Below are 19,717 nucleotides of genomic sequence, written 5' to 3' on the forward strand. Positions count from 1 at the left end.
GTCCGCCCCGGCCGCAGGTGGCAGGATGGCGAGGCGCGTCCCGATCGGCGGACGCCCGGATCCGATGAGGACCACGCCATGGAGATCAGCTTCGCCGCATCAGACCGCTCCACGCTCGGGATCGAGTGGGAGGTCGCGATCGTCGACCGGCAGACGGGCGATCTCGCCAACGTCGCCGATGTGGTGCTGGAGGCGCTCCGCAGCGACGACGGCGCCCTGCACCCGCACATCACCGGCGAGCTCCTGCGCAACACGGTCGAGCTGGTCTCCGGCGTGCACACCTCCGTCCGCGACGCGGTCGCCGATCTGCAGGACCAGCTGCGGCAGGTGCGCGAGATCACCGACCCCATGGGACTCGACCTCGTGTGCTCGGGCACGCACCCGTTCGCGCAGTGGTTCGACCAGGCCATCACGGACAAGGAGCGGTACCACCGCCTCATCGACCGGACCCAGTGGTGGGGCCGGAACATGATGATCTGGGGCATCCACGTGCACGTCGGCATCGAGCACCGCGACAAGGTGCTGCCGATCCTCAACTCCCTGCTCGACTACTACCCGCACCTGCAGGCGCTCTCGGCGTCGAGCCCGTTCTGGGGCGGAGTCGACACGGGCTACGCCTCGAACCGCGCGCTGATGTTCCAGCAGCTGCCGACGGCGGGCCTGCCTCCGCAGTTCGGCGCCTGGGCGAACTACGAGGAGTACGTCGACGACATGATGCGCACCGGCGTCATCGACGATCACACGGAGGTCCGCTGGGACATCCGCCCCTCGCCGCAGTGGGGCACTCTCGAGATGCGCGCGTGCGACGGCCTCTCCTCCGCGGAGGAGATCGGAGCGGTCGCCGCGCTGATCCAGTGCCTCGTCGAGCACCTCTCGTCGCGGCTGGACGCGGGCGAGGACCTTCCGACGATGCAGCCCTGGTACGTGCGCGAGAACAAGTGGCGCGCGGCCCGCTACGGACTCGACGCCGAGATCATCCTCGACGCCGCCGGAGCGGAGCGGCTGGTCACCGACGACATCCGCGACCTGCTCGTCACCCTCGCACCGGTCGCCGAGCGCCTCGACTGCGTGAAGGAGCTCGGCGACGTCGAGCTGATCCTGGTCGCGGGAGCGAGCTATCAGCGCCAGCTGCGGACGGCCGCGGCGAACGACGGCGACCTCAAGGCGGTGGTCCGGGCGCTCGCGGGCGAGCTGCGCGACGGGCTCCGGGATCCCCGCTCATGACACGTCCCGCCCTCCTCGCCGCAGCCGCGATCGGCGCCCTGGCCCTCGGCCTCGCCGGCTGCTCGTCCTCGACGACGACCGGCCCGGCGACCGCGTCCCCCACCGGCACCGCCACTCCCCTCCCGACCGTCACCGCCGATCCGCTGCCGCTCTCGATCGGCGGCTCTCTTCCCGCCGGCTCCCGGGTGACGATCGTCGGCGACAGCATCGTGCGCGGTCTGACGGTCGACCCGGAGCAGGCCTGGCCCGCACTCGTCGGCGACGACCTCGGCTGGGAGGTCACGAACCTGGGCTGCGACGGCGGCGGCTTCATCGAGCCGGGCGACTGCGGCGTCGCGATCGGCGACCGCGCGGAGGAGATCGCCGACACCCGGCCCGACGCGATCGTGCTGATCGCCAGCAGCAACGACCTGGGCTGGGATCCGGAGGACGTGGACGCCGCGATCGGGCCGGCGGTGGACGCGATCGTGTCCGCCTCGCCCTCGGCCCGGCTCATCGCGCTCGACTCGGTCTGGGGCCCCGACCCGCGCCCCTCCGATCTCGACGAGTACGACGCGGCGCTGGTCGAGGCCGTGACGGCCGCCGGCGGCGGTGCGCTCGAGTACCCGGACCCCCTCCGCGAGGACGGGCTGCTCGGCGAGGACGGCGTGCATCCCACCGTCGAGGGCCAGCGCGCCCTGGCCGACGCGTTCGAGGTGGCGGCCGAGAAGTCCGGCCTCGCCCGGGCGGTCCCGACCGGCCAGAAGGCGACGGACGCGCCGCCGGCCTGACTCCGACGCAGGGCGCCGCCCTGACGGCGCCCCGCCGGGTCAGCGCGCGGTGCTGTTCCGGCCGTCGCGCCAGCCGAGCAGGTCGCGCACGGGAGCGAGGTCGATGTCCGGACCGGTGATGCCGAGCGTGAACAGGCGGGCGCCCAGCTCGTACTGCTGGTCGAGCACGTCGAAGGAGGCGTCGCCGACACCGCCGCGCACGCTCGCGCCGGTCGAGATCTCGATCGCGGCCGGGTCGCGGTCGACGCGGCCGCACCACTCCGAGAGCACGCCGAGCTTGCGCTCGAGCGTCGGGACGTCCGAGAAGCTGTGCCAGATGTCGGCGTGCTCGGCGACGATCCGCAGCGTCTTCTTCTCGCCGCCGCCGCCGATCATCACCGGGATGTCGCGGGTGGGCGCCGGGTTGAGCATCGACCACCGGCTGCGGATGCGCGGCATCGCCTCGGAGAGCTCGTCGAGGCGGGAGCCGGCGGTGCCGAACTCGTAGCCGTACTCCTCGTAGTCGCGCTCGAACCAGCCCGAGCCGATGCCGAAGATCAGACGGCCCTCGGCGCCCTTGGCGCTGATGTGGTCGACCGTGCGCGCCATGTCGGCGAGGAGGTCGGGGTTCCGGTAGCTGTTGCAGGTGACCAGCGGGCCGAACTCGATGCGGCTGGTCTGCTCGGCCCAGGCCGCGAGCATGCTCCAGCCCTCGAAGTGCAGGCCGTTCGGCTCTCCCGAGAGCGGGAAGAAGTGGTCCCAGTTGAAGGCGATGTCGACGCCGAGGTCCTCGAGCTCGGCGAGCGTGTCGCGGATGACCTCGTAGGGGACGTGCTGCGGTGCGATCTGGACGCCGATGCGGACGGGGCGCGCGTGTGCGGTTGTCATGCCCTCACGCTAGCGAGCGGTGCGCCTCACGGGGATCCCCGCTGCGGCCCCCGGAGGGACGGCGCGCTACTCCCCCGCCGGGTCCGGCGACGCCGAGGGCGCCTCGTCGCTCGTGGAGCGGGCGAGCTTGACGACGGTGGCCCCCTCGTCGTCGAACAGGCGGAGCCGTCCGCCGTCGATCGAGGCCATCGCCGCCTCCGAGAAGATCATCGGCAGTGCGACGCCGTCGCAGGCGATCAGCGTGCTCGGCCCGGCCGAGACGGTGAGGGCGCCCTCCTGGTCGATGGACCACTCGCCCTGCGCGCCGTTGCAGCCGTCGGAGCCCGTCCAGGTCCCGTCCTCCGCGATCAGGAGGAAAGGAACGTCGGGCGCGTCGTAGGAGACGCCCGTCACCCAGCGGCCGACCAGGTCCTCCGGGGAGGGCGCCGTCATCGCGTCGACCCCGGAGCCCTCGGCGCAGCCGGTGAGCCCGAGCACGGCCGCGAGGACGAGGATCCCGCCCGCGCGTCCGGCCGCGACCCGCCTCATCGCCCGAGGAGCTTCTGCAGCTGCTCGAGCTCCTCCGGCGTGGGCTGGGCGCCCTTGCCGGCGCCGCCGCCCAGGCCGAAGCCGGAGCCGCCCGCGTCGCCCGGGCGGGGCCCGGAGGTGATCGCCGCGTTCTCGGCCGCGCGCTTGGCGGGGTTGCCGGACTTGCTGCTCTTCTTCTTCTGCGGCTTCGGGCGGCCCTGGTAGCCGGCGCCGGGCACGGGGCCCATCCCGGGGACCGAGGGCATGCCGCCCTTGGCGACCGTCTTCATCATCTTGGCGGCCTGCTCGAAGCGCTGGACGAGCTGGTTGACGTCCGTGACCGTCATGCCGGAGCCGCGGGCGATGCGCAGGCGCCGTGAGCCGTTGAGCAGCTTCGGGTTGACCCGCTCCGCCTTCGTCATCGACTGGATGATCGCCTCGGTGCGCACGATCTCGCGCTCGTCGAACTGGTCGAGCTGCTCGCGCATGCCCTTCGCGCCGGGCAGCATGCCGATCATCTTCTTGATCGAGCCCATGTTGCGCAGCTGCTGCATCTGGCCGAGGAAGTCGTCGAGGGTGAACGTGTCCCCCATGATCTTCTCGGCGATCTTGCGCGCCTCGTCCTCGTCGAACGCGGACTGGGCCTGCTCGATGAGGGTCAGCACGTCGCCGAGGTCGAGGATGCGGCTCGCCATGCGGTCGGGGTGGAACTGCTCGAAGTCGTCGAGCGACTCGCCCGTGGAGGCGAAGAGGATCGGGCGGCCGGTGAGCGAGGCGACCGAGAGCGCCGCGCCTCCGCGGGCGTCGCCGTCGAGCTTGGAGAGGACGACGCCGGTGAAGTCGACGCCCTCCTGGAAGGCCTTGGCGGTCGCGACCGCGTCCTGGCCGATCATCGCGTCGATGACGAACAGGACCTCGTCGGGGTTCGTGACGCGGCGGATGTCCGCGGCCTGCTTCATCATGTCGGCGTCGACGCCGAGGCGTCCGGCCGTGTCGATGATGACCGTGTCGTACTGCTTGTCGGTCGCGAAGCGGATCGCGTTCTGAGCGACCTTGACCGGGTTGCCGACGCCGTTGCCCGGCTCCGGTGCGTAGACCGCGACCCCTGCCTGCTCGCCGACGACCTGCAGCTGCTGCACGGCGTTGGGGCGCTGGAGGTCGGCCGCGACGAGCAGCGGGGTGTGGCCGTCCTTGCCGAGGTACTTGCCGAGCTTGCCCGCGAGGGTCGTCTTGCCCGCGCCCTGGAGGCCGGCGAGCATGATGACGGTCGGCGGGCGCTTGGCGAACTCGAGCCGGCGCGACTGCCCGCCGAGGATCGCGACGAGCTCCTCGTTGACGATCTGGACGACCTGCTGGGCCGGGTTGAGCGCCTTGTTGACCTCGTCGCCGAGGGCGCGCTCGCGCACCTTGCCGGTGAATTCCTTCACGACCTCCAGCGCCACGTCGGCGTCGAGGAGGGCCCGCCGGATCTCGCGGACGGTGCCGTCGACGTCCGACGCGGAGAGCTTGCCCTTCGTGCGGAGGTTCTTGAAGGTCTCGACGAGTCGATCGGAGAGGGTGCCGAAAGTAGCCATGATGCCCGGAATTCTACCGGAGGCCCGGAGGGTCGGCGGGCGCGGCCGCCGATCGGCTCGCGATCGGCGCGATCACCGCGGAGCGGATTAACTGGTCCGGGTCCAAGAACAGGGCTAGGGTGGCCCGGTGATCGAGACACTGGTGGCGGGCGACTCCGCGGATCCCCTGGACTACACCGACGGCTGGGAGCTGCAGCGCCGCCTGCACGCCGAGGTGGTGGCGGGCTCGAGGCCGGACACCCTCGTGCTCTGCGAGCACTCCTCCGTCTACACCGCCGGCAAGCGCACCGAGGCGCACGAGCGCCCGGACGACGGCTCGCCCGTGGTCGACGTCGACCGCGGAGGGCGGATCACCTGGCACGGCCCGGGCCAGCTCGTCGGCTACCCGATCGTGCGGCTCGGCGAGCCCGTCGACGTGGTCGCCTACGTCCGCTCGCTGGAGGGCGTGCTGATCGCCGCTCTCGACGACCTGGGCGTGCAGGGGCGGCGCGTCGACGGGCGCTCGGGAGTGTGGATCCCGAGGGACGGCGGCGCCGACAAGATCGCCGCGATCGGCATCCGCGTCGCCTCGGGCGTGACGATGCACGGCTTCGCCCTCAACGTCTCGAACAGCCTCGAGCCCTACGCCCGCATCGTCGCCTGCGGCATCGCCGACGCCGGAGTGACCACGCTCGAGCGCGAGCGCGGCGAGGCCCCGCCCATGGAGGCGGTGCGGGCGCGGGTAGCGGCGCGCTTCTCGGAGGCGGCCCCCGCCTTCTCCGCCCGCATCGAGGAGGTCGCCGCGTGAGCGCCGAGGCCGGCGGCCGCAAGCTGCTGCGGCTGGAGATCCGCAACGCCGAGACGCCGATCGAGCGCAAGCCCGAGTGGATCCGAACGAAGGCCTCGATGGGCCCGGAGTACCGGCAGCTGCAGTCGCTGGTGAAGAGCGAGGAGCTGCACACCGTCTGCCAGGAGGCGGGCTGCCCCAACATCTTCGAGTGCTGGGAGGACCGAGAGGCGACCTTCCTCATCGGGGGCGCCCAGTGCACCCGCCGCTGCGACTTCTGCCAGATCGACACCGGGAAGCCCGCGGACTACGACGCCGACGAGCCCCGGCGCGTCGGCGAGTCCGTGGCGCGGATGAACCTCCGCTACGCGACCGTCACCGGAGTCGCCCGCGACGACCTGCCGGACGAGGGCTCCTGGCTCTACGCCGAGACCATCCGCCAGATCCACGCCCAGGCTCCGGGCACGGGGGTCGAGATCCTGGTCCCGGACTTCACCGGCCGCGCCGAGCACCTGCAGAGGGTGTTCGACGCGGAGCCGGAGGTGTTCGCCCACAACGTCGAGACGGTGCCGCGGATCTTCAAGCGCATCCGGCCGGCCTTCCGCTACGAGCGCTCGCTCGACGTGCTCACTCAGGGCCGGGAGGCGGGGCTGATCACGAAGTCGAACCTCATCCTCGGCATGGGCGAGGAGCGGGAGGAGATCTCGCAGGCGCTGCAGGACCTCCACGACGCCGGCACCGACATCGTGACCATCACGCAGTACCTCCGCCCGACGCCGCGGCATCTGCCGGTGGACCGCTGGGTGCACCCGGAGGAGTTCGTGGCGATCAAGGAGGAGGCCGAGGACATCGGCTTCCTCGGCGTCCTCGCGGGGCCCCTGGTCCGCTCCTCCTACCGGGCCGGCCGGCTCTGGGCGCGCTCGATGGAGTCGAAGGGGCTGCCGGTCCCGGAGCACCTGCGCCACCTCGCAGACGCGGCGCTGGGCTTCTCGCAGGCCGTGTAGCCCGCCACCGGGACGGCGCCGGCGCGTCGTCCCGGGCGGGGCCGCTCAGCTGACGAGCTGCTGGGCGAAGACGTGGGGGGTGAAGCCGGTGAGGTCGCCGATGCCCTCGCCCTGGCCGACGAGCTTGATCGGGATGCCGGTGCGCTCCTGGACCGCGAGGACGAAGCCGCCCTTCGCGGAGCCGTCGAGCTTGGTGATGACCAGGCCGGTGACGCCCGCGTGCTCGATGAACGCCTCGGCCTGGCTCAGCCCGTTCTGACCGGTCGTCGCGTCGAGCACGAGCAGAATCTCGGAGATCGGGGCCTGCTTCTCGATGACGCGCTTGATCTTCGTGAGCTCGTCCATCAGCCCGCCCTTGGTGTGCAGGCGGCCGGCCGTGTCGATGATGACCATCTCGACGCCGGTGTCCTTCGCGAACTGCACGGTCTGGAAGGCGACGGACGCCGGATCCTGGCGCTCCTGCTGAGGGCGGACGATCTGGGCATCGGCGCGCTGCGCCCAGGTGGCGAGCTGGTCGACCGCCGCCGCGCGGAAGGTGTCGGCCGCGCCGACCACGACGCTCCGGCCGTAGTTGCGGAGGAACTTGGCGAACTTGCCGATGGTCGTGGTCTTGCCGACGCCGTTCACGCCGACCACGAGGATCACGGCGGGGCGCTCGCTGAGCTTGAGGGTCGTGTCGTACTTCGACAGACGCTCCTCGAGGGACTCGCGGAGCATCCGCTGCAGGTCGCGCGGGTCGGTGGTGGAGTAGCGGGCGACCTTGGCGCGGAGGTCGTCGACGATCTCCTCGGTGATGTCGGGGCCGAAGTCGGCGGTGATCAGCGCCGTCTCGAGGTCGTCCCAGGTCTGGTCGTCGATCGTGCGCTTCTCGAACAGGCCGCGCAGTGCGCGGCCGAGCGACCAGGAGGTGCGTTCTGCCATGGGTCCAGGCTACCGGCGGGCGCGCCTCCGAGCGGTCGGGGAGGCGGGTTCAGGCCGGGGGCGCGGCGACGCGCTGGCCGACGACGGCCGAGACGCCGTCCTGCCGCATCGAGACGCCGTAGAGGGCGTCCGCGATCTCCATGGTCCGCTTCTGGTGGGTGATGACGATCAGCTGGCTCGAGGTGCGCAGGTCCTCGAAGATGCTGAGCAGTCGGCCGAGATTCGCGTCGTCGAGAGCGGCCTCCACCTCGTCCATGATGTAGAAGGGGCTCGGCCGCGACTTGAAGATGGCGACCATGAACGCCACGGCCGCGAGCGAGCGCTCCCCTCCGGAGAGGAGCGACAGCCGCTCGATCTTCTTGCCGGCCGGCCGCACCGCGACCTCGATGCCGGTGGTGAGCAGGTTCTCCGGGTCGGTCAGGCGGATGCTGCCGGTGCCGCCGGGGAAGAGGACGGGGAACACGTCCGCGAACGCCGCCTGCGTGTCGTCGAAGGCGGAGGCGAACACCGTCTGCATCGTCTCGTCGAGCTCCTCGATGATGGTGAGCAGGTCCCGCCGGGTCCCGGTGAGGTCGGCCAGCTGCTCGGTCAGGAACGCGTGCCGCTGCTCCAGCGCGGCGAACTCCTCCAGCGCGAGCGGATTGACGCGGCCCAGCTGCCCCAGCTGCTTCTCGGCCTTCTCGAGGCGGCGGCGCTGCTCCTCGCGGACGTAGGGCCGCGGCTCCTGCTCCACGTCCGTCTCGTCGGGGACGCCGACTCCGGGACCGTACTCCTCCACCAGCACGTCCTCAGTGAGCCCGAGCTCGGACGCGGCGCGCTCGAGCAGACCGGTGAGCTGCAGCCTCTTCTCGTAGATCTGCAGCTCGAGGCCGTGCACGCTCTCGGTGACGGACTGGAGCCGGTCGCGCACGCTCCCCTCCTCGCGGCGGAGCCCCTGCAGCTCGGCGTTCTGCTGCGAGCGCGCCGCCTCGGCCGCGACGAGCTCGGCCCGGGCCTGCTGGACGGAGCGGTCGACGGAGGCGAGGACGGCGGGGAGCGCGGCGGTCACCTCGGCCGCGGCGTCGCGCTGGCGACGGCGGATCACGGCGCGGCGCGCGGCCTCGTCGGCCGCGGCGCGGTCGGCGGCCAGCTGGCGGGCAAGCGCCTCCCCGCGGGACTGCTCCGCCCGCACCCGCTCCTTGGCGGTCTCGACGCCGAGCCGCGCCTCGATCTCGCGCTCGCGTGCGGTGTCGACGTCGCTCTGCAGACCGTCGCGCGCGCTCGCGTCGAGCACCGGCCGGGGCCTGGCGCGCGCGGCGTCGAGCGCCGACCTCGCCTCCTGGGCCGCGCGCTCGGCGTCGCCGACCCGGTCCGAGGCGACGGCCAGCGCCCTCGAGCCCCGGCCGTGCTCGGCGGTGGCCGCCTCGAGCTGGGCGCGCACGCCGCCGAGCCGCTCGGTGTGGGCGGCACGGGCGGCGTCGTGCTCGCGGAGGGCCGAAAGCGCGCTCGCCGCCTGCTCCTTCGCGCCGCGGAGCGCACCGGTCTGCTCGGCGAGCTCGAAGCGGAGCCGGTCGATCCCGCCCTCGACCTCCTCCAGCCGGGCGGCGGCGGAGTCGCGCTCGGAGACGAGCTCGATCCGGCTGCGCTGCCCGCCGGAGCCGGCGCTCTGCACGGCGTCGGAGACGGTCGCGCCGTCGCGGGTGACCAGGACGGTGCCCGGATCGATGCGCTCCCTCAGCCGCCGCGCCGCGGCGAGGTCCTCGACCACGAGCACGCGCTCGAGGAGCGAGAGGACCCCGGCCGGCGCCGTGACGAGGTCGCCCGCGCGTTCCGCCCCCTCGGGAACGGCGAGAGCGACGTGCGGCCGGGTGGCGTCGGCGACCAGCAGCTCGACGCGTCCGAGGTCGCGCTCCAGCGCGGCGTCCAGAGCCGCGTCGGCCCGGGTGGTCGACTCGACCAGCACGGCGTCGGCGACCGCGCCGAGGGCGGCGGCGATCGCGGCCTCGGAGCCCGGCCGCACCTGGATCCGCTCGGCGACCCGGCCGCGCACCCCCTCGATCCGGGCGGCGATCAGCTCGGCCGAGCCGTCCGAGACGTCGAGGGCCAGCGACAGGGCACCCGTGCGGGCGGCCAGCGCCTCGCGCTCGCGCTCCAGGGCGTGCAGCTCCTCGCGCAGCCGCTCGATTCCGGCCTCGGCGGCCGAGACCGCGGACTGGGCGAGCTCGTAGCCCTCGTCGAGGCCGCCGTCGGGGCCGCGGCCCGCGTCGTCCAGCTCGGCCTCCAGAGCGTCGAGCGCCCGCCGCGCCGCCTCCTTCCGCCGGTCGGCCGCGTCGAGGGTGTTCTGCGCGCGCAGGACCTCGCCCCGGACGGACGCGAGACGGGAGGCGGCGGTGTCGGCCTGCCCCGAGAGGGTGGAGAGCTCGAGGTCGTAGCGCGAGACGAGGGCCGCCTGCGCGGCGATCTCCTCGTCGACCGCGTCGAGGGCGGAGCGGGCGGCGACGGTCGTGCGCTGCGCCTGGACCCACGCCGTCTCCGCGTCGAGGACGGCCTGCCGCAGGCGCTCCAACTCGACCCGCGCCTCCTCCACCTGCGCCGGCGTCACGCGCGGCTGGATCTGCGGCTGCTCGGACTCGAGCTCGAGCATCGCGAGCCGCTGCCCGGCGAGGGCCGAGAGGTTGCGCAGCCGCTCCTGCACCGACTCCAGCTCGAACGAGGTGCGCCGGGCGTCGTCGACCGCGTCGCCGACCACCTCCGCCTCGATCCGCGCTCGCCGGAGCGTCGCCTGCTCGAGCCGCTGCTGCAGGACCACCCGCTCGCTGTGCCGCTCGCTCTCGGTGCGGGCGAAGCCGTCCAGAGCGGTCCGGAGCTCGACCACGTCGTCGGCGAGCAGGCGCGCCCGGGCGTCGCGCACCACGGCGGCGATCGTCTGAGCCTGCCGTGCGACCTCGGCCTGGCGCCCGAGGGGCTTGAGCTGGCGCCGGATCTCGCCCGCGAGGTCGGAGAGGCGGGTCAGGTTCGCCTGCATCGCCTCGAGCTTGCGGAGCGTCTTCTCCTTGCGGCGTCGGTGCTTGAGGATCCCGGCGGCCTCCTCGATGAACCCGCGCCGCTCCTCGGGGGTCGCGTGCAGCACGGCGTCGAGCTGTCCCTGCCCCACAATGACGTGCATCTCGCGCCCGAGACCGGAGTCGCTCAGAAGCTCCTGCACGTCGAGCAGCCGGCAGCCGCGTTCGTTGATCGCGTACTCGCTGCCGCCGTTGCGGAAGAGGGTCCGGGTGATCGTCACCTCGGTGTACTCGATCGGCAGGGCGCCGTCCGAGTTGTCGATGGTGAGCGCGACCTCGGCGCGGCCGAGGGGTCCGCGGGTGGAGGTGCCCGCGAAGATGACGTCCTCCATCTTGCCGCCGCGGAGCGTCTTCGCCCCCTGCTCCCCCATCACCCAGGCGAGCGCGTCGACGACGTTGCTCTTGCCCGAGCCGTTGGGGCCGACGACGCAGGTGACCCCCGGCTCGAAGGCGAACGTGGTCGGCTGAGCGAAGGACTTGAACCCCTTGAGGGTCAGGCTCTTCAGGTACACCCGGCCGCCTCGCTCCCGTCCACAACGCCTCCACGGTAGCCGACGGCCGCGGCCGGGCCGGGAGGCGGAGCCCCGACCGGCCGACGGACCGCCGCGATCCCGCACCGGAACAGGCGCAGGAGGCCGCCGCGGGCGCCGGGACGTGCACACTGGGGTGGTGAACCGCACCCCAGACCCGGCGCTCCGGATCCGCGAGCTCGCGATCCCCGAGGCCGTGGGCGCCGACGGCTGGAGCGACTTCCTCGCCCTGACCGCGATCGGCGATGCGGTGGGGACCGCCCCGAACTGCCGGGCCGTCTACACCTGGAACGCCGAGGAGAACCGACCGATGCTCGCCGTGAACGAGGCCGTCGGCTTCACCCCCGTCGCCCACGAGGGCCAGTGGAGGAAGGAGCTCTCATGACCCCGCTCGTCGAGCCCGGACCGCCGCTGACCGCCGCCGAGCGCGAGAGGTTCGCCCGGCAGATCCGCCTGGCGCCCCTCGGGGAGCTCGGACAGCGGCGCCTCCGGAACGCGCGCGTGCTGATCCTCGGCGCGGGCGGCATCGGCTCGCCGGTGATCACGGCGCTCGCCGCTGCCGGGATCGGGCGGCTCGGCATCGTGGACGGCGACGTCGTCGAGGTCTCGAACCTGGCGCGGCAGACGGCGCACGACGACTCCTCGGTGGGCCGGTCGAAGGCGGAGTCGGCGGCGGCGACCGCGCGGCGGCTCTCCCCCGGCATCGACGCACGGGCCTTCCCGGTGTCGCTGACCTCGGCCAACGTCGACGCCCTGGTGGCGGGCTGGGACGTCGTGGTCGACGGCTTCGACACCTTCGGCGCGCGCTACCTCGCCTCGGACGCGACGACGCGCGCCGGGATCCCGCACGTGTGGGGGTCGGCGCTCGGCTTCGACGGGCAGCTCTCGACCTTCTGGGCCGGCGCTCCGGGCGGAGGGGTGACCCTGCGCGCGCTGCACCCCGAGGCCGAGGACGCGGGCGACAGCTGCTCGACGGTGGGCGTGCTGGGCGCGCTCTGCGCGCTGATCGGCTCGGCCATGGCGGCCGAGGTCGTGAAGCTCGTGACCGGGGCGGGCGAGCCGCTGTTCGGTCGCGTCCTCGTGCACGACGCCCTCGACTCCTCCTGGGCCGAGCTCCCTCTCGAGCGGCGGGTGCCGCCGGTCCCGGAGCGGCGGGCCGCGGCGGGCTCGATCACGGCGGCCGAGCTGCGGGAGCGGCTGGCCGGGCCGACGCCCCCGACCGTCGTCGACCTCCGCGAGGACGACGAGGACCGGACCGTCGCGGTGCCCGGTGCCGTGCGGATGCCGATGTCGCGCTTCGACCCCGTCGCTCTGCCGGCCGGTCCGCTCGTGCTGCACTGCGCCTCCGGGGTCCGATCGCGTCTCGCGGCGGAGCGCGCGGCGGCGGCGGGCGTGGCGTCCGACTCGCTCGACGGCGGGATGGCGTCGTGGCGGGAGCGGTGACCCGTGCCGCGGCCGCGTGCGCCGCGGAACGGGTGGGGTGAGGCGCACCCAGGGCCCTGCCGATCGGCGACCCGGGATGTTCGGTGCTCGCAGCGGAGAGGATCCGTCCTTCTCCGCGGATCAGGGCGGAGCAGTGTCCGAAGCTGATCGGCGGTGGCGTGCTCGCGGCCACCGTTCCGAGGAGAGCACCCATGCCGACGCCTTCACCGCACTCCGCGCGGCAGGCGGCGCTGCTCGATCCTCCCGACCCGCTCGACCCCGGCGCGGAGGCGTGATGCCCGAGGTCTGGAGTCCCGCCGAGAGGCGGCTGCGTCGGCTCGGCTGGATTCCGCGGCGCCCCCTGCCGCGAGGTGCCGTCTGCGACGCGATCGTCTCGCCGCGCCTCAGCCTCAGCCGCGCCTGGCTGCAGACCGGGGAGTTCGAGGTCCTTCCCCATCCCGGAAGGCTCCGCGTGCTCTTCAGCCTCGACGGGACCGGCCGCCTCTCCGCCCGGGGCCGCGACCACCGGCTCCCGGCCGGCAGCGCTCTCGTGACCCGCGCCTCGACGGTGCAGTACGCGGCGGCGCTCAGTCCGTGGGCGCGCTTCGAGTGGCAGCTGCGCCCCTCGGTGCTCCGCGCGAGCGAGTTCGCCTCGCTCACGGACCGGGTCCTCGCCCTCCCCGAGGCCTACTGGCGCGCACTCACCGGTGCGGCGAACACCGTCCTCACTTTCGGCGTCGAGCCCTCGGACGCGGCCTTCGAGCACTTCGAGATCGCGAGCGAGCACCTCCTGGCCTCGGCCTTCTCGGCGCTGCTGCCCTCCTCCGACCGGGAGGACCGGTCCCCCGCCGCCGTGTATGCGAACGGCACGCGCCTGATCGAGCGGCACTACCGCGACCGCTCCTTCACGGTGGAGACGCTCGCGGAGAGTCTCGGCGTGTCGGTCAGCCACCTGCACCGGGCGTTCTCAGCCGCCGGCACCACCCCTCGTCAGCGGATCGAGCGCGCACGGGCCTTCGAGGCGCAGCGCCTCCTCGACGAGCTCGGCCCACGGGCGGCGACGGACCTGGACCGCGTGGCGCGGTCGGCCGGCTTCAGCTCGCGGATCCACATGCAGCGGACCCTCCGCCGGATCGACGACGCGGGCTGACGTGCGCCGCCGCGTCCCCCGCGCCGGACGGGCTCCCGGCGAGGAGGCGCCCTGAGTGGCTCCCCCGGTCCGGCGGCGCGACGGAACGTCCACGGTCGGGCATGGAACCTCGTCGCGGCCCGTTCCGCGTCGACCGGAGGCCGGACGTTCGGCAGGATCGGCGCGTCCACCACCCCTCGCACGAAAGAAAGAAAAGGAACACCATGACGGACACCAACGCCCTGGACCCGACGGCAGCGCACTCGCGCTCCCTCCCACCGCGGATCGACTCGACCGGCGGGGGGCCCGCCCGGCGGACGATCATGTCGGGTGCGGCCTGGTCCGTCCCCGTCGTCGCCGCGGCGGTCGCGACCCCCGCGGCCGCCGCGTCCACCGGCCTCACCCTCGCCTTCGACGCCCCGGCGTACTCCTTCCCCGCCTGCACCACGAGAACGGTCTCCGTCCTCGCCACGACCAACGGCGCTCCCGCTGCCGGCGACACGGTCACCATCACTCTCCCCGCCGGCCTGACCAGCGGCGGCGCGCAGACCGTCAGGGCGACGACCGGCGCGGACGGACGCGTGAGCATCCCGGTCACGGCCGGGAACGTGGCGCAGAACGGCATCACCCTCTCCGCCGTCTCCGGCGCCGCGGGCGCGACGGCGACCGCGAGCACCACCGCGACCACGGGGACCGCCGTCCGGTACGTCACCGACGGCGGACGGACGACGACGGAGTCGAACGGCAACGTGCCCTCGGGAGCCAAGACCGTCGGACCCCGGTACTACCTGACGGAGTCGGGCGAGCTCTATCACGGCGGGGGGCGGATCGCGCGCGGCGTCACCAGCGTCCAGGGCTTCCGCGACGAGCAGAACCGCGACGTCGCCGACTTCGTCGTCGACGGCGTCTTCTACCGCTTCGTCACCGGAGAGGCCGCGCCGAAGGCCATCGGGAGCGGCGTGCCGGCCGGATCGACGGTCCATGCGCCCGCCTTCTACGTCACACCGAACGGCGAGCTGCGGCGCGCCGGCGGAGCCCTCGTGACCACCGGAGTGACGAGCGCGGACTCCTTCCGCGACCAGAGCAACAACGACGTCATCGACGTGATCGTCGGCTCGGAGCTCGTCCGCTACATCTCCTCCACGAAGAACCAGGTCTACGCCAGGAACGTTCCGGCAGGATCGACGGCCTTGGCGCCCTCGTACCACCTGACGCCGGACGGGCGCCTCTTCAACAGCAGCATCCTGGTCGCCACCGGGGTAACCAGTGCCGACGCCTACCGCGATCGACAGAACCGTGACGTCGTGGACGTGATCCAGAACGGCGCTCTCGTCCGGTACGGCGCATTCGCGGACAGGACGCAGCCGCAGATCCGCGTCGCCTCCGGTGTGCCCTCCGACGCCACCATCTTCGCGCCGGACGCCTACGTGACCCGGGACGGCCGGGCCTTCGTCAGCGGCGTGCTGGTCGCCACCGGAGTCTCCTCGGCGTTCGGATTCCTCGACGTGCAGAACCGCAACGTGCTCGACACGATGACCAACGTCCTGTGCCCGTGACGCACGGGATCGGCCGCTGATCCGGTCCTGCCCCGCCGCACGCGGGTCCGAGGGAGGCGTCCCGCGGGTCCCTGTGCGGCGGGACAGGACCAGTCCGTCTTCGGGATGCAGCGTCCTCCAGAAGCGCGGACGCACCTGCTGCGGACCGCGCGGATCGGACGCACCGGTCCGGACGAGGACGGCTCGTCACGGAGCGCTCTTCGGGGTCAGCCGCCGGCGAACGGCGGCAGGACGTCGACCGCGGCATCGGGACGCAGCGGCGTGGCCCTGTTCGCGGTCGACACGCCGTCGACCAGGTAGGTGCACCGTGCGAGCACGTCGGCGGCCGAGGGCGCGGAGGCGACGAGTCTCTCCTCGAGAGCGCCCAGGTCGGGCACCTCGTCGAGCTCGTCGGAACCACGGCCGAGGGCGGCCTTGGCCGCCGCGAAGTAGCGGACCCGCATGCTCATCCGCCGATCGCGCTCATCGTGCGCTCTGGCTGCACGAAGCCCGCCCGGTTCATCTCGTGTCCCGCGGGCTTGGCCCACATCGCCCCGCGCCAGAGCTGGGCGACCTCGTGGTCGTCCGCGCCCGCGCGCATCGGGCCGAGCAGGTCCGTCTCCTCGTTCGAGAAGAGGCAGCTGCGGACACCTCCTTCGGCGGTGAGCCGGGTGCGGCGGCAGTCGTCGCAGAAGTTCTCGGTGACGGACGCGATGATCCCCACCTGGCCGAGCACCTCGGACCCCCCGGCCTCGCGGACGTCGAAGAGCTCGGCGGGGGCGCCGTCACGGGGGGCCGCGTGCGGGCTGAGCGAGAAGCGCTCCGAGAGCAGCGCCCGGATGTCCGCGGCGGTGATCATGGTCGCGCGGTCCCAGCCGTGGTCGGCGTCGAGCGCCATCTGCTCGATGAAGCGGAGCTGGTGGCCTCCCGCGAGGGCCCAGGCGAGCAGCTCCGGGGCCTCGTGGTCGTTGATCCCGGGCAGGAGCACCGCGTTGATCTTGGTCTGGTCCAGGCCGGCGGGACCGAGCGCGTCGATGCCCGCGAGCACGCGGTCGAGGAACGGGCGACGGGTGACCTTCGCGAAGGTCTCGGCGCAGATGGAGTCGAGCGAGACGTTGACGCGGTTCAGACCGGCGTCGGCGAGCGCCGCCGCCCGACCCGACAGGCCGATCGCGTTCGTGGTGAGCGAGATCTCGGGGCGCGGGTCGAGGGAGGCGACGTCACGGATGATGTCGACGAGGTCCTTGCGCAGGAGCGGCTCGCCGCCGGTGAAGCGGATCTGGCGGACGCCGAACTGCTCCACGGCGATGCGCGCGAGGCGGAGGATCTCCTCTCGGCTGAGCAGGGACGCGGGCGGCTGGAACGGAAGGCCCTCCGCCGGCATGCAGTAGGTGCAGCGCAGATTGCACTTGTCCGTCAGCGAGATCCGCAGATCGTCCGCGACGCGCCCGTAGGTGTCCAGGAGGAGCGGGGTGGCGGGGCGGTCGGCCGGGAGGACCGCGCTGCGCTGTCGGGGCCGGAGGCCCGGGATCCCCAGTGCTGTGCTCATCCGCTCACACTACGCCGCGGAACCGGGCGCGACCCGGCAAGATGGACTCGGTCCCGCCGCCGGTCGGGCTCCGCCGCTCGCGAGAGGACACGATGACCTCGATCGACCTGCACGCCGCCCGGGTGCGGGCGCTGCTCGCGCCGCTGGCCACGCGGGGCGCCCGCGAGACGCTCAGCCTGGAGCCGGCCGCCGTCGCCGCCGATCCGGGCGCGTACGACCGGCGGGTCCTCGCCCGCTCCGTCGACTCCCCGCTCGACCTGCCGCGCTTCGACAACTCGCAGATGGACGGCTTCGCGGTGCGGGCGGCCGACCTCGACGCGGCGGCGCCGGAGCATCCCGTCGCCCTGCCCGTCTCGGCGCCGATCCCCGCGGGCGACCGGGCGCCGCGGCACGAGCCCGGCACGGCGACACCGATCATGACCGGCTCGCCGCTGCCGGTGGGGGCCGACGCCGTCGTCCCGGTCGAGCGCGTCGATCCTCCGCGCTTCCCCGCGGAGGGCAGCGTCGCCTTCGCGCACCCGGTGGTGCCGGCGACCTTCGTCCGAGCCCGGGGCAGCGACGCCCGCCGCGGCGAGCTCGGCCTCCCGGCCGGCACGGTCCTCCGCGCGGCCCACTACGGACTCCTCGCCTCCCTCGGGCTGACCGAGGCGGAGGTGCTGCCGCGACTCCGGGTGCTCGTCGTCCCCACCGGCAACGAGATCCGTCCCGCAGGCGCCGTCCTCGAGGAGGCGCAGATCCACGACGCGAACGGCGCCCTGCTGGCCGAGGCCGTCCGCGAGGCGGGCGCGCTGCCCGTCGTCGCCGCCTGCACGAGCGATCGGGCCGAGGACCTCCTGGCGCTGCTCGAGGAGCACGCGGGCGCGGCCGACCTGGTGATCACGGTCGGCGGTGTCAGCGCGGGCGCCTACGAGGTCGTCCGCGACGCGCTCGGCCCGGCGGGCTCGGAGTTCGGCCACGTCGAGATGCAGCCGGGCGGCCCGCAGGGCCTCGGTCTCGTGCGCGTGGCCGAGGGGCTGCACCTGCCGGTCGTCTCGCTTCCCGGGAACCCGGTGAGCGCCCTGGTCTCGTTCGAGGTGTTCCTCCGGCCCGTGCTGCGCTCGCTCGCGGGACGGACGCCCGCCGAGCGGCCGCGGCTCCGTGCGCGCCTCGGCACGGCGCTCGACTCGCCCGCGCACCTGCACCAGATCCGCCGCGGAGTCCTCGACGACGAGGGCTTCGTGCACCCGGTGGGCGGGCCCGGCTCGCACCTGCTGGCGTCCTACGCCCGCTCCACCGTGCTCATCCACGTCCCCGTCGGGACGGACCACGCAGCGACCGGCGACACGGTCGAGATCTGGAGGATCGATGACTGAGAGCGATCGGCTCACCCATGTGCGCGTCGACGGAGCCGTGCACATGGTCGATGTGAGCGCGAAGGAGGTCACGGCGCGCACCGCCGTCGCCGAGGGCTACGTCGAGACCTCGCCCGAGGTGGTGCGGCTCCTCGAGCAGGGCGAGCTGCCCAAGGGCGAAGCGCTCGGCGTGGCGCGGATCGCCGGGATCCTCGGCGCGAAGGCGACCTCGACCCTCATCCCGCTCTGCCACCCGCTGGCGCTGGACGGCGTCGACGTGGACCTCGAGCCGCAGGACGGCCGCGTCCGGATCGAGGCGCGCGTGCGCACGACCGGGCGCACCGGCGTCGAGATGGAGGCGCTGACCGCGGTCAGCGTGGCCGCCCTGACGGTCTACGACATGATCAAGGCGGTCGATCGCGGTGCCGCGATCACCGGTATCCGTGTGCTCGCGAAGGCGGGCGGGAGGAGCGGCTCGTGGACGAGCGGAGGAACCCCGTGACGCGGCGGGCGGTGGCGGTCGTCGCCTCCACCCGTGCCGCCTCCGGCGTGTACGAGGACCGGACGGGACCGGCGCTCGAGGCCTGGTTCACCACCCGCGGCTGGGAGTCCCGGGTGGTCGTCGTGGCCGACGGCGACGCGGTGGGCGAGGCGATCGCCGACGCGATCGGCAGCGGAGTCGACGTGGTCGTGACCACCGGCGGGACGGGCGTCGCCCCGAGCGACGTCACCCCGGAGCAGACCGCCCCCCTCCTGGAGCGGCCCCTGCCCGGCCTCGCCGAGGCGGTGCGCGCCAAGGGCGCCGCCCACGTCCCGACCGCCGTGCTCAGCCGCGGGCTCGCCGGCGTCAGCGGCCGCACCGTCGTGGTGAACCTCCCCGGCTCCCCCGGCGGCGTCCGCGACGGGATCGACGTGCTCGACCCGGTGATCGGGCACCTGCTCGACCAGCTCGGAGGCGGCGACCATGCCCGCTGAGCCGGTCGCCCTCGCCCGGCTCGCGGCCGAGGCCATCACCGTCGACGAGTGCGAGCAGGCGGTCGACTCCCCGACGCACGGCGCCGTCGTGACCTTCGCGGGCGTCGTCCGCGACCACGACGAGGGCCGCGGCGTGCTCCGGCTGTCCTACGAGGCGCACCCGGACGCCCCCGCCGCACTCCTCGCCTCCGCCCGCCGCATCGTCGAGCGCTGGCCCGACGTCCGGATCGCCGCCGTGCACCGGGTCGGCGACCTCGTGGTCGGCGACCTCGCCCTCGCCTGCGCCGTGGCCTCGGCCCACCGCGCGGCGGCCTTCGAAGCCTGCGCGGCACTGGTCGACGACATCAAGGCGTCGGTGCCGATCTGGAAGGAGCAGTCCTTCGTCGACGGCAGCTCGGAGTGGGTCGCGAGCCTCGGCTGAATCCCGAGCCCGTCCCTGCCGGGCTCGGCGCAGTCGGCTTTTCGGGGTGGATGCGATTCGCAGAGCGGGGAGCGATCGCCTAGATCGATCCGCTGGCACGCGGATCGATCGTTCGGCTCGGGGGGAGAGCGGAGGGGTGGCGGGTCTACGT

19 protein-coding genes are annotated in these 19,717 nt (G+C 73.5%); 12 read left to right on the forward strand and 7 right to left on the reverse strand.

Going from position 1 to position 19,717, the window contains the following annotated elements; translation table 11 throughout:
- Nucleotides 1-78: 78 nt before the first annotated feature.
- Both C5C30_RS10160 and C5C30_RS10165 read left to right on the forward strand, forming a co-directional pair.
- Complete coding sequence (locus C5C30_RS10160) at nt 79-1,224, forward strand: glutamate--cysteine ligase (protein ID WP_104226878.1); 1,146 nt, start codon at nt 79-81, stop codon at nt 1,222-1,224.
- Complete coding sequence (locus C5C30_RS10165) at nt 1,221-1,994, forward strand: SGNH/GDSL hydrolase family protein (protein ID WP_104333657.1); 774 nt, start codon at nt 1,221-1,223, stop codon at nt 1,992-1,994. Before C5C30_RS10160 ends, C5C30_RS10165 begins: the two co-directional genes overlap by 4 nt.
- A 39-nt stretch (nt 1,995-2,033) precedes the next feature.
- Here C5C30_RS10165 and C5C30_RS10170 read toward each other — a convergent pair whose 3' ends face one another.
- From C5C30_RS10170 to ffh, 3 genes are all read right to left on the reverse strand, one after another.
- On the reverse strand, nt 2,034-2,861 hold the full coding sequence (locus tag C5C30_RS10170) for an LLM class F420-dependent oxidoreductase (protein WP_104333658.1): 828 nt from the start codon (nt 2,859-2,861) through the stop codon (nt 2,034-2,036).
- Between the two features lie 66 nt (nt 2,862-2,927).
- On the reverse strand, nt 2,928-3,389 hold the full coding sequence (locus C5C30_RS10175) for an META domain-containing protein (protein WP_104260572.1): 462 nt from the start codon (nt 3,387-3,389) through the stop codon (nt 2,928-2,930).
- On the reverse strand, nt 3,386-4,942 hold the full coding sequence (ffh, locus tag C5C30_RS10180) for a signal recognition particle protein (protein ID WP_104226882.1): 1,557 nt from the start codon (nt 4,940-4,942) through the stop codon (nt 3,386-3,388). Before ffh ends, C5C30_RS10175 begins: the two co-directional genes overlap by 4 nt.
- 127 nt (nt 4,943-5,069) lie before the next feature.
- Between ffh and lipB the strand changes: the two genes are divergently transcribed.
- Together lipB and lipA are read left to right on the forward strand one after the other, a co-directional pair.
- Nucleotides 5,070-5,729 carry a lipoyl(octanoyl) transferase LipB gene (gene lipB / locus C5C30_RS10185; RefSeq protein WP_104238539.1) on the forward strand — a complete coding sequence of 220 codons (660 nt, stop codon included), beginning with the start codon at nt 5,070-5,072 and terminating at the stop codon, nt 5,727-5,729.
- On the forward strand, nt 5,726-6,712 hold the full coding sequence (gene lipA, locus C5C30_RS10190) for a lipoyl synthase (RefSeq protein ID WP_104292199.1): 987 nt from the start codon (nt 5,726-5,728) through the stop codon (nt 6,710-6,712). The genes lipB and lipA overlap by 4 nt, the downstream gene beginning before the upstream one ends.
- 45 nt (nt 6,713-6,757) lie before the next feature.
- On the opposite strand, the gene ftsY is transcribed toward lipA, so the two are convergent.
- Both ftsY and smc read right to left on the reverse strand, forming a co-directional pair.
- The gene (gene ftsY, locus C5C30_RS10195) at nt 6,758-7,633 is read right to left on the reverse strand and encodes a signal recognition particle-docking protein FtsY (RefSeq protein ID WP_104223920.1); all 876 of its coding nucleotides are present in this window, start codon (nt 7,631-7,633) and stop codon (nt 6,758-6,760) included.
- A 49-nt stretch (nt 7,634-7,682) separates the two neighbouring features.
- Nucleotides 7,683-11,186: a chromosome segregation protein SMC gene (gene smc, locus C5C30_RS10200; protein ID WP_104333659.1), complete on the reverse strand. Its 3,504-nt coding sequence runs from the start codon at nt 11,184-11,186 to the stop codon at nt 7,683-7,685.
- A gap of 157 nt (nt 11,187-11,343) precedes the next feature.
- Between smc and C5C30_RS18165 the strand changes: the two genes are divergently transcribed.
- From C5C30_RS18165 to C5C30_RS10220, 4 genes are all read left to right on the forward strand, one after another.
- On the forward strand, nt 11,344-11,589 hold the full coding sequence (locus tag C5C30_RS18165) for a hypothetical protein (RefSeq protein ID WP_146081510.1): 246 nt from the start codon (nt 11,344-11,346) through the stop codon (nt 11,587-11,589).
- The gene (locus tag C5C30_RS10210) at nt 11,586-12,647 is read left to right on the forward strand and encodes a ThiF family adenylyltransferase (protein ID WP_104260568.1); all 1,062 of its coding nucleotides are present in this window, start codon (nt 11,586-11,588) and stop codon (nt 12,645-12,647) included. Before C5C30_RS18165 ends, C5C30_RS10210 begins: the two co-directional genes overlap by 4 nt.
- A 274-nt stretch (nt 12,648-12,921) precedes the next feature.
- The gene (locus C5C30_RS10215) at nt 12,922-13,776 is read left to right on the forward strand and encodes an AraC family transcriptional regulator (RefSeq protein ID WP_104226887.1); all 855 of its coding nucleotides are present in this window, start codon (nt 12,922-12,924) and stop codon (nt 13,774-13,776) included.
- A 203-nt stretch (nt 13,777-13,979) separates the two neighbouring features.
- Nucleotides 13,980-15,311 (forward strand): hypothetical protein, encoded by a 1,332-nt coding sequence (locus C5C30_RS10220; protein ID WP_104226888.1) that lies wholly within the window; start codon nt 13,980-13,982, stop codon nt 15,309-15,311.
- Between the two features lie 206 nt (nt 15,312-15,517).
- On the opposite strand, the gene C5C30_RS10225 is transcribed toward C5C30_RS10220, so the two are convergent.
- Both C5C30_RS10225 and moaA read right to left on the reverse strand, forming a co-directional pair.
- Nucleotides 15,518-15,760: a MoaD/ThiS family protein gene (locus C5C30_RS10225; RefSeq protein WP_104247637.1), complete on the reverse strand. Its 243-nt coding sequence runs from the start codon at nt 15,758-15,760 to the stop codon at nt 15,518-15,520.
- The gene (moaA, locus tag C5C30_RS10230) at nt 15,757-16,839 is read right to left on the reverse strand and encodes a GTP 3',8-cyclase MoaA (protein ID WP_104247638.1); all 1,083 of its coding nucleotides are present in this window, start codon (nt 16,837-16,839) and stop codon (nt 15,757-15,759) included. Before moaA ends, C5C30_RS10225 begins: the two co-directional genes overlap by 4 nt.
- 92 nt (nt 16,840-16,931) lie before the next feature.
- Between moaA and glp the strand changes: the two genes are divergently transcribed.
- The 4 genes from glp to C5C30_RS10250 are packed head-to-tail and all read left to right on the forward strand — an operon-like array spanning nt 16,932 to nt 19,566.
- Nucleotides 16,932-18,191 carry a gephyrin-like molybdotransferase Glp gene (gene glp, locus C5C30_RS10235; RefSeq protein ID WP_104333664.1) on the forward strand — a complete coding sequence of 420 codons (1,260 nt, stop codon included), beginning with the start codon at nt 16,932-16,934 and terminating at the stop codon, nt 18,189-18,191.
- Nucleotides 18,184-18,672 (forward strand): cyclic pyranopterin monophosphate synthase MoaC, encoded by a 489-nt coding sequence (gene moaC / locus C5C30_RS10240; protein ID WP_104297426.1) that lies wholly within the window; start codon nt 18,184-18,186, stop codon nt 18,670-18,672. Before glp ends, moaC begins: the two co-directional genes overlap by 8 nt.
- On the forward strand, nt 18,648-19,145 hold the full coding sequence (locus tag C5C30_RS10245) for a molybdenum cofactor biosynthesis protein B (RefSeq protein WP_244229433.1): 498 nt from the start codon (nt 18,648-18,650) through the stop codon (nt 19,143-19,145). The genes moaC and C5C30_RS10245 overlap by 25 nt, the downstream gene beginning before the upstream one ends.
- Nucleotides 19,135-19,566: a molybdenum cofactor biosynthesis protein MoaE gene (locus tag C5C30_RS10250; RefSeq protein ID WP_104223928.1), complete on the forward strand. Its 432-nt coding sequence runs from the start codon at nt 19,135-19,137 to the stop codon at nt 19,564-19,566. Before C5C30_RS10245 ends, C5C30_RS10250 begins: the two co-directional genes overlap by 11 nt.
- The last annotated feature ends 151 nt before the right edge of the window (nt 19,567-19,717 follow it).

It is taken from the genome of Rathayibacter sp. AY2B5 (assembly GCF_002931645.1).
GTDB lineage: Bacteria > Actinomycetota > Actinomycetes > Actinomycetales > Microbacteriaceae > Rathayibacter.

Coding starts and splice junctions, on each gene's coding strand:
- C5C30_RS10225 (WP_104247637.1), bottom strand. CDS start 15,760: ATGAGCATGCGGGTCCGCTACTTCGCGGCGGCCAAGGCCGCCCTCGGC.
- glp (WP_104333664.1), top strand. CDS start 16,932: ATGACCTCGATCGACCTGCACGCCGCCCGGGTGCGGGCGCTGCTCGCG.
- moaA (WP_104247638.1), bottom strand. CDS start 16,839: ATGAGCACAGCACTGGGGATCCCGGGCCTCCGGCCCCGACAGCGCAGC.
- ffh (WP_104226882.1), bottom strand. CDS start 4,942: ATGGCTACTTTCGGCACCCTCTCCGATCGACTCGTCGAGACCTTCAAG.
- C5C30_RS10215 (WP_104226887.1), top strand. CDS start 12,922: ATGCCCGAGGTCTGGAGTCCCGCCGAGAGGCGGCTGCGTCGGCTCGGC.
- C5C30_RS10220 (WP_104226888.1), top strand. CDS start 13,980: ATGACGGACACCAACGCCCTGGACCCGACGGCAGCGCACTCGCGCTCC.
- moaC (WP_104297426.1), top strand. CDS start 18,184: ATGACTGAGAGCGATCGGCTCACCCATGTGCGCGTCGACGGAGCCGTG.
- C5C30_RS10170 (WP_104333658.1), bottom strand. CDS start 2,861: ATGACAACCGCACACGCGCGCCCCGTCCGCATCGGCGTCCAGATCGCA.
- C5C30_RS10160 (WP_104226878.1), top strand. CDS start 79: ATGGAGATCAGCTTCGCCGCATCAGACCGCTCCACGCTCGGGATCGAG.
- ftsY (WP_104223920.1), bottom strand. CDS start 7,633: ATGGCAGAACGCACCTCCTGGTCGCTCGGCCGCGCACTGCGCGGCCTG.
- C5C30_RS10210 (WP_104260568.1), top strand. CDS start 11,586: ATGACCCCGCTCGTCGAGCCCGGACCGCCGCTGACCGCCGCCGAGCGC.
- C5C30_RS10165 (WP_104333657.1), top strand. CDS start 1,221: ATGACACGTCCCGCCCTCCTCGCCGCAGCCGCGATCGGCGCCCTGGCC.
- C5C30_RS10250 (WP_104223928.1), top strand. CDS start 19,135: ATGCCCGCTGAGCCGGTCGCCCTCGCCCGGCTCGCGGCCGAGGCCATC.
- C5C30_RS10175 (WP_104260572.1), bottom strand. CDS start 3,389: ATGAGGCGGGTCGCGGCCGGACGCGCGGGCGGGATCCTCGTCCTCGCG.